We start from the raw sequence: 7,928 nt of genomic DNA, 5'->3' as shown, positions 1-7,928 counted from the left end.
CGCCGGCCGGGGCCCCGAGGCCGGGCCGCAGCCCGTCGGCGATCTGCCGGCCGCAGGTGAGCTGGGGGTGGAGCATGGTGAACGGGTCCTGCATCAGCAGCGTGACGCGGCGCCCGCGCAGGCGGTGCCGGGCGGCCGGCGACAGCCCCAGCACCTCCTCGCCCGCGAGCCGCACACTGCCGCCCACGACGCTCACCCCGTCGGGCAGCAGCCCCGCGACGGCCCGCACCGCCAGCGACTTGCCGCTGCCGGACTCACCGACCACGCCCACGCACTCCCCGGCCGCCACGGTCAGGCCGACGCCGTCCAGGACCGGCACGGGGGCGGGGGCCCCGGCCCGCCGGGCGACGAGCCGGAGCCCGTTCACGTCGAGCAGCGGGGCGGACACCGGGGGCGCGGAAGCCGCCGACGGAACCCGCGCGCCGGACTGCGGAACCTCTGTGTCGGACATCAGGACCTCCGGTCGGCGCGGGACTCGAACAGCCGGTCGCCGAGCAGGTTGAGGACCACCGCGGAGACGACGACCGCGACGGCGGGGGCGAGCGCGGCCGACGGGTTGTCGTACAGCAGCGTGCGGTTCTCGGCGAGCATCCGGCCCCAGTCGGGAGCGCCGGGCGGCACGCCGAGGCCGAGGAAGGACAGTGAGGACAGCGCGACGACGGCACCGGCGAAGTTCAGCAGGGTGTTGGCGACGACGACCGGCAGCACGTTGGGCCAGATGTGCCGGACCATCACCGTGACCTTCGACAGCCCGAGGACGCGGGCGGCCTCCACATAGGCGAGGTGACGCTGTTCCAGCACCGCCGAGCGGACCAGCCGGATGTCACCGGGCGAGGTGAGCACGATCAGGACGCACACGGCGAGGGCGTAACCGCCGCCGCCGATCCCCGCCACCACGATCGTCACCAGCAGCGCGGGCAGCGCGAGGAGCAGATCGGCCCAGCGGCGCACCAGGGCGTCGGTGACACCGCCCAGATAACCGGCCGCCAGGCCCAGCACGTTGCCGATCAGCATGGAACCGGCGGCGACGAGCGCGGCACCCACCAGAGTGCCGCGGGCCCCCGCCACCAGCATCCGCGCGATGTCGCGGCCGAGTCCGTCGGTCCCCAGCGGATGGCCGCCGCCGGGCATCGCGGCGCCGGTCATCAGATCCTGCCGGTCCCAGTCGGGGAACACCCACTGCCCGGCGACGGCGGCGGCCAGCAACACCGCGGCGACCGCCGCGCACGCCCACGTCAGGACCCGGGAGCCGCCCCGGGCGGTACCGGTCTTCATCGCTGCCCCTTCACGGTGCGCAGCCGGGGGTCGGCCAGCGGGTGGGTGAGGTCGGTGACGAGGTTGGCCAGACAGACCAGCGCCGCGATGAGCAGCGCCTCGGCCTGCACCACCGGCACGTCCTTGAAGGTGACCGACTGGACGAGGAGCTGTCCGAGGCCGGGCAGGGCGAAGACCTGCTCGACGAGGACGGTCCCGGCCAGCAGGTACGCCAGGACCAGGCCGATGCCGGTGGTGACCGGGACGACGGCGCCGCGCAGCACGTAGCGCAGCAGCACCGTGCGGGTGGGCACCCCTCGGGCGAGGGCGAAGGTGACGTGCTCGCGGCCCAGTTCGCGGACGACCGCGGCCCGGGTGAGTTTGAGCAGCACGGCGGTGACGGCCAGCCCGAGGGTGACCCCGGGCAGCACCAGGTGCGCCAGCCGGTCGGCGCCGCCGGTGCCGGGGCCGTAGGCGGGCAGCCAGCCCAGCATGAGGGAGAAGACGTAGATCAGGACCAGTCCGCCGGCGAAGGCGGGGGTCGACAGCGCGAGCACGCCGAGGCTCTGCACGGCGCGGTCGGTCGCGGACCGGGCCCGCAGCCCGGCCAGGACGCCCAGCGGCAGACCGAGCAGCAGCGCCACCGCGAACCCGGCGAGGACCAGCTGGCCGGTGAGCGCCAGCCGGTCGCCGAGCGCGGCGGCCACGGTCTCGCCGGTACGGATGGAGGTGCCGAGGTCACCGCCGAGGGCAGTGGTCAGCCAGTGCCCGTACTGCACCGCCACCGGGTCGTCGAGATGGTGGGCGGCCCGTACGGAGGCCAGTGCCTCGGGCGTGGCGCCGCGGGTGCCCAGCAGGGTGCGGGCCGGGTCGCCGGGGGCCAGCCGCAGCAGCGCGAACACCGCGACGGAGAGCACCAGCAGCAGCCCCAGGGTGCCGGCCAGCCGGCGCAGGACGAGACGGGCGGGCAGCGCGGCACGCAGCCGCGCCCAATGGGAGAGCGGCGGGGGAGGGGACGGGACGGTCACGGGGTGTCCTTCGCGAGGGCGTCCACGGACGCCGTGGACGCCGCGGACGCCGCGGCGGGCGCGGCGGGCGCGGGCAGGTCGGGACGGTCCGGCGCCCCGGGGACTTCGAGTGGGCCGGGGACTTCGGGTACGCCGGGGACCGGGAGCAGGCCAGGGGCTTCGGGCGCGCCCGGGACTTCCGGTGTGCCGACGACGTGCCGGGTGAGCCACTCCTCCGTGCGTACGGCCGCGTCCAGCAGGTGGCCGGCGCCGGTGAACTCGTGGCCCTCGCCGGGATAGACGTGCAGCTCGACGGGGGCGGCGGCACGGCGGGCCAGCGCCCGGTACAGCTCCTGCGCCTGGCCCACCGGCGTCACCCGGTCCCGTTCGCCGTGCAGGATCAGCGTGGGGGTGCCCGTGCCGCCGTCCGCGAAGACCGGCGAACGCCCGATCAGCGCCGACCGGCCGGCGGCGGTGTCCGGGTCGCCGATGCCGTACGTGTACTCGTAGCCGCCGCCGATCACGGAAGTATGGGCGAAACTGAGCCAGTCGGTGGGCGCGGAGACCACGACCGCCGCGCGGAAGACGTCGGTACGGGCCGAGGCCAGGGCGGCGAGCCAACCACCGTAGCTGTGCCCGAGCACCGCGGCACGGCCGGGCAGGGCCTCGCCCCCGGCGGTGAGGTGGCCGACCCCGGACAGGACGTCGTCGAGGTCGCCGTCGCCGAACCCGCCGACGACCGCCCGCGCGTGGTCGAGACCGTAGCCGCTGCTGCCGCGCGGGTTGGGCAGCAGCACCAGCCACCCGGCGGCGGCCAGCGCGGGGCCAAGACCGAGGACGTCGGCCGGGGCATACCCGGCCGACCAGAGCCAGGACGGGCCGCCGTGCAGGAGGACGGCGAGGGGACGCGGACCTCCCGCACCCCGGGCGGGACCGGGACCGGGACCGCGGCCGGGCGCCGCGACCCCCGGCGCGTCCAGCAGCAGGCCGTGGACGGACCGCCCGTCGGACGCGGTCCACGTCACCTCCCGGGTCCGGACGCCGGCCAGGTCGCCGAAGCCGCCCTCGCCGCGCGCGACGGCCGGTTCGGGAGCGGTGACGGGGCGCCAGGACCAGGCGTCCGGACCGCCGGTCGGCGCGACGACGGCCTCCGGCGGCACTCCGGGCGCCTCGCGCACGGTCGCCGCCGTGCGGCCGTCGGCGCTGAGGCTGAGCGCGGGCTGGAACGCCGCGCCGGTGAGTACGGCCTGCTCCTCCCAGGCCACGTCCACCCGGGCGCCGCCCGGCGCGTCCGCGTCGGCGCGGACCTCGGCGACCCGGGTGCCGGTGCCGCGCGGCCCGGCGGTGAGCAGCCGCCGCGGGCCGTCCGCCGCGCCGTCCGGTACGGGGTGCAGCCAGGTCACGTCCTCGGCCGCCGTCGGCGCCGTCACCGTGCCGTCGGCGAGATCGGCCAGCACCGGGCGTCCGGCCACGATGGAGACGCCCTCGACCACCGCCGCATGCCGCCGGTCCGCGCTGAGCGCGGGCGCGGCGAGCTGTCCCGCGGGCCGGTGCAGGGTGACGGCGCTGCCGTTCGCGAGGTCGATCCGGGCCAGGCGGGCGGCGTAGTACCCGGCGGGCAGCGTCTCCTCCGACACCGTGGCGACGGCCGTACGGCCCCCGCGCCAGGCCGCGTTCCAGACGGTGAGGCCGCGCGGTCCGGCGTCGCGCAGGCCGGCCGGGGCGGCGTCGGGGCCGGTCAGGAGGTCGGGCGGGGCGAGCCGGCCGTGCAGCAGGCGGCGCCGTCCGGCGCCGGGCCGCGACGACTCGGGGGCGGGGTCGGGGCCCAGCCGCACCGGCAGCCCGAGGTGCATGCCGTCGCGTTCGGCGCCGTCGTCCGCCACCAGCAGCAGGACTTCGGTGCCGTCGTCGGCGACCAGGAGGTCCTCGACGGCGCCGGGGACGGTGGCCAGGACGGCACGGGAGCCGCCGACGGTGTCCCAGGCGGTGAGCGACGGCGGGCCGGGACGTTCCGGTTCGGCGATCAGCAGCAGCGTGCGGGAGTCCGGCAGCCAGCGCGGGGAGCGCCGTACCGCCGGTCCGGGCCTCGGCGGCGGGGCCGCGCGGTCCGGGTCGGCGGGCACGACCACGACATCGGCCCCGCCGGGACCCGAGACGGTGACCGCCACCAGCCGGCCGTCCGGGCTGATCCGCGTGTCCGCCGGCCCGGACAGCTCCGACATCGCCTCCCGGACCCTGCGGACCGCCGAGGCCGGATCGCCGGGACGGACGGGGATGTGGGGCATGCGGGTTCCGTTCGGGTCAGAAGCAGAGAAGAGCAGAGAAAAGAAGAGAAGAGGTGGGTGGGGTGCCGGGCCTCGGGGGAGTGGCCCGGCACCCGGTCTAGGAGGCGGTCTTCTTCAGCCGCGTGGCCCACGGCCCGATCAGAGCGAACGCGCCGGGCTCCGTCAGCACCAGGTCGCCGGCGAGGGCCGTGGCTGTCCGCGCCCACCACAGCGGCAGGTACGGCAGGTCGTCGGCGGCCGCGCGGACAGCGGTCAGCAGGTGCTCGCCGCGCTCGGCCCGTCCGGTCGTCGAGCGCGCCGCCCGCAGCGCCTCGTCGACCTCCGCGTTCTCGTAGTGCGGCAGGTTCGTGGCGGTGGCGGTGCTGTCGAGGTAGGCGTTGGTCAGCTCGGAGGGGTCACCGGTCACGGGGAAGTACCACAGGAACTGCAACGGCTTCCGGCCCGGCACGAGGTCGGCGATCCACTGCTCCAGCGTCACCTCCTTGACGTCGAGGGTGATGCCGAGCTTCTTCAGGGAGGCGGCCAGCGCGAGGGCGGCCTTGCCGAGCTGGGGGCCGCTGCCCGGGTAGGTCAGGGAGAGCGAGAAGCCGTCCGCGTGCTTCGACTCCGCCAGCTCCGCCTTGGCCGCGTCCAGGTCGAAGGCGTACGCGGGCAGCGCGTCGTACGCCTTCTCCACGTCGGCGGCGGGGAGCAGGTCGCCCCACATGTCCGGCGAGACCAGGGTGGCGGCGACGTCGGCCTTGCCGTGCAGGATGCCGTCCGCCATGCCGGCCCGGTCGGCGGCGTGGGCGAAGGCGCGGCGGACGTGGACGTCGTCGAAGGGCGCCTGGGCGGTGTCGAAGGCCAGGGCGACCACCGAGCGGTCACCGGTGTAGGTGACCCGCGCGGTCGACTCCCAGCCGCGCGCCTCGTCGGAGGGCAGGTCCAGGGCGCCGTCGATCGAACCCGACTCCATGGCGACCTGCCGGGTCCCGGCGTCCGGGACGAAGGACAGGGTCAGCGAACGCAGCGACGGCTTCTCGCCCCACCAGGCGTCGTTGCGCTCCAGCCGGACGTGGTCGTCGGCGGCGAAGGAGGTGATCCGGTACGGACCGGAGCCCAGCAGCAGCGACTTGGGGGTGCCGACGGCGCCCTTGTGCTTGCCGAGGAACGCCTTGCTGCTGATCAGGAGGGTGCCGGGGGTCGGTGTCCAGGCGAAGGCGGCGTCGGGCTCCTTGAGCCGGACGGTGATCTCGCGGGCGCCGGTGGCCTTGACGGAGGCGACGCCGGCCCAGGCGTAGGCGAGGGAACTGGAGTCGGCGCGGGCGGCCTCGACGGAGGCGAGCACGTCGTCGGTGGTGACCTCGGTGCCGTCGGAGAACCGGGCGCCGCGCCGCAGGGTGTACACGTACGTCTTCGCGTCGGGCTGCTTCCAGGACTCCGCGAGCCCGGGGCCGAGCTTGCCGGTGGGGCTGACGGAGAGCAGCGACTCCTGGCCCAGGCAGGCGAGATGAGGTAGTTGAGGATGCCCGACTCGCGGCTGACGTCCAGGGAGGAGACGGACGAGGGCAGCGCGAGGGTGAGGCTGTCGATCGGCGCGTCGCCGCCCTCGGCCGGAGCGGACGCACCGCTTCCCGTGCCGCCCTTCGGCGACGGCGAACACGCCGCCAGGACCGCCGAGGCGGCGAGCACACCGGCGCCCGCTCCCGTCGCCCGCAGGAGGGTGCGTCGGCCGATGTGCCCGTTCGGCTCCGGATAGCGAGGTGGCGGTCGTCAGGCCGGTCGGCGAGCCGCCACAGGGTCCGCGGCATTCGCGGGGGCGCCGTCCACGGGGGTGCCGGTGGTCCGGTCCCCGAGCAGCAGCACCGTCGCCGCGAGCAGCGCCATGGCCGCGCCGATCACCAGGAAGAGCGCGCCGGGACCGCGGGCGTCGAGGACCGGGAGCAGGACGAACGGGAGCGCGGCGGCGCTGAGTTTGGACAGGGAGTACGCGGCACCCGAGGCCGTCGCCCGGATGGCCGTGGGGTACTGCTCGGCCAGGTACACGTGGGACACGTTGGAGAAGACGTTGCTGCACAGGGTGTAGCAGAAGCCGAACGCGACGACGAGCGCCGCGGAGTCCGCGTAGGCGAACCCGGTGCCCGTCACCACCATGGCGGCGGCCACGGCACCCACCAGGGTCCTTCGTTCGTACCGGTCGATGACGGGCAGCGAGAGCGCGGAGCCGATGGGGTAGCCCAGGAAGGACAGTGCGATGAAGCCGAGCCCGGTCACCACGTCGTAGCCCTTGGCCGCCAGGATCTGCGGCGCCAGCGCGCCGAAGCCGTAGTAGCCGAAGACGGAGAGGACGCTGAAGGTCCACAGCATCGCCGTACGGCGGCGGTAGCGCCTGCTGAAGACGGCCCGCAGCCAGGGCTGTTCACCGGACCGGCCGGGAGCGGAGCCGTGTCCCGGGGACGGTGTGTGGGCCCGTGGCACCGGGCCGGGGAGCGGGCGGCCGGCGGCGGGGACCTCGGACTCCATGGCCGCGACCAGCCGCTCGGCCTCCGCCCCGCGCCCGTTGGCGGCTAGCCACCGCGGTGACTCGATCAGCCGGCGGCGCAGGAACCACACCACGACGGAGCCGAGCGAGCCGAGGACGAACAGCCACCGCCAGCCGTCGATGCCCAGCGGGCTCAGCGGTACGAGCCACAGCGCGGCGAAGCCGACGGCGGGGACCCCGCAGAAGGCGAGCGTGTACGCCCACGCCGTGTACCGGCCCCGCTTCGACGCCGGGAGCAGATCGGCGAGGTAGCAGTCGGAGAGTGTCTGCTCGGCTCCGATGCCGATGCCCGCCAGGAACCGCGTCGCGATCAGCCACCCGGCATTGGGGGAGAACGCCGCGAGCAGCGAGAAGCCGGAGTAGAGCGCCAGGTTGACCAGGAAGGCGCGGCGCCGGCCGAACCGGTCCGCGACCCTGCCCAGCGTCAGCGCGCCGATGAACTGCCCGACGAAGGCCGAGGCCAGGACGAGCTTGAGGGTCGTCCCGTCGAAGGCGAAGTCGTCCTGGAGGACCTTGGAGATGGTGCCGGCGAGGTTGTTCTCGAACGTGTCGAAGAGCAGCCCGATCCCCACCACCGCGGTGAGCCGCCGGTGGGTGGCGGTGATCGGCATCCTGTCCAGCCGGTCGCCGATCGACGCCGCGGCCGCGGCTCCGTCCGCGCCGCTCTCCTGGGGTACGGCCGTCCTGGGCATCAGCGGTACAACTCCTCGTCTCACCCGTCGCTGTGTGTCGCCATGTGCGCGTGCGCGTCCATCCGTGTGCGTGTGCGTGTGCGTGTGCCTGTGCGTGTGCGTGGGTCGGGGCGGGCCGGTCGCCGGCCCGCCCCCACCCGTCCGGGCGGGTCTGGCCGGCGCCCGGTGG

The 7,928-nt window shown here is 75.5% G+C and carries 6 protein-coding genes; all 6 read right to left on the bottom strand.

From position 1 onward, the window contains the following. Nucleotides 1–451 (bottom strand): ATP-binding cassette domain-containing protein (locus tag UW392_RS41620; protein WP_320780482.1); only part of this gene is annotated, 451 nt, incomplete at its 3' end. Then, complete coding sequence (locus UW392_RS41615; protein WP_320780481.1) at nt 451–1,275, bottom strand: ABC transporter permease; 825 nt, start codon at nt 1,273–1,275, stop codon at nt 451–453. The genes UW392_RS41615 and UW392_RS41620, both read right to left, overlap by 1 nt. After that, complete coding sequence (locus UW392_RS41610) at nt 1,272–2,282, bottom strand: ABC transporter permease (RefSeq protein ID WP_320780480.1); 1,011 nt, start codon at nt 2,280–2,282, stop codon at nt 1,272–1,274. Before UW392_RS41610 ends, UW392_RS41615 begins: the two co-directional genes overlap by 4 nt. Continuing rightward, the gene (locus tag UW392_RS41605; protein WP_320780479.1) at nt 2,279–4,546 is read right to left on the bottom strand and encodes a prolyl oligopeptidase family serine peptidase; all 2,268 of its coding nucleotides are present in this window, start codon (nt 4,544–4,546) and stop codon (nt 2,279–2,281) included. The genes UW392_RS41610 and UW392_RS41605 overlap by 4 nt, the downstream gene beginning before the upstream one ends. Nucleotides 4,547–4,643: 97 nt before the next feature. Continuing rightward, complete coding sequence (locus UW392_RS41600) at nt 4,644–5,933, bottom strand: ABC transporter substrate-binding protein (protein WP_320780478.1); 1,290 nt, start codon at nt 5,931–5,933, stop codon at nt 4,644–4,646. A 365-nt stretch (nt 5,934–6,298) separates the two neighbouring features. Beyond that, complete coding sequence (locus UW392_RS41595) at nt 6,299–7,759, bottom strand: MFS transporter (RefSeq protein WP_320780477.1); 1,461 nt, start codon at nt 7,757–7,759, stop codon at nt 6,299–6,301. Nucleotides 7,760–7,928 lie beyond the last annotated feature (169 nt).

It is taken from the genome of Streptomyces sp. CRN 30 (genome assembly GCF_034105845.1).
This window is presented reverse-complemented; position numbering and strand designations above follow the sequence as displayed.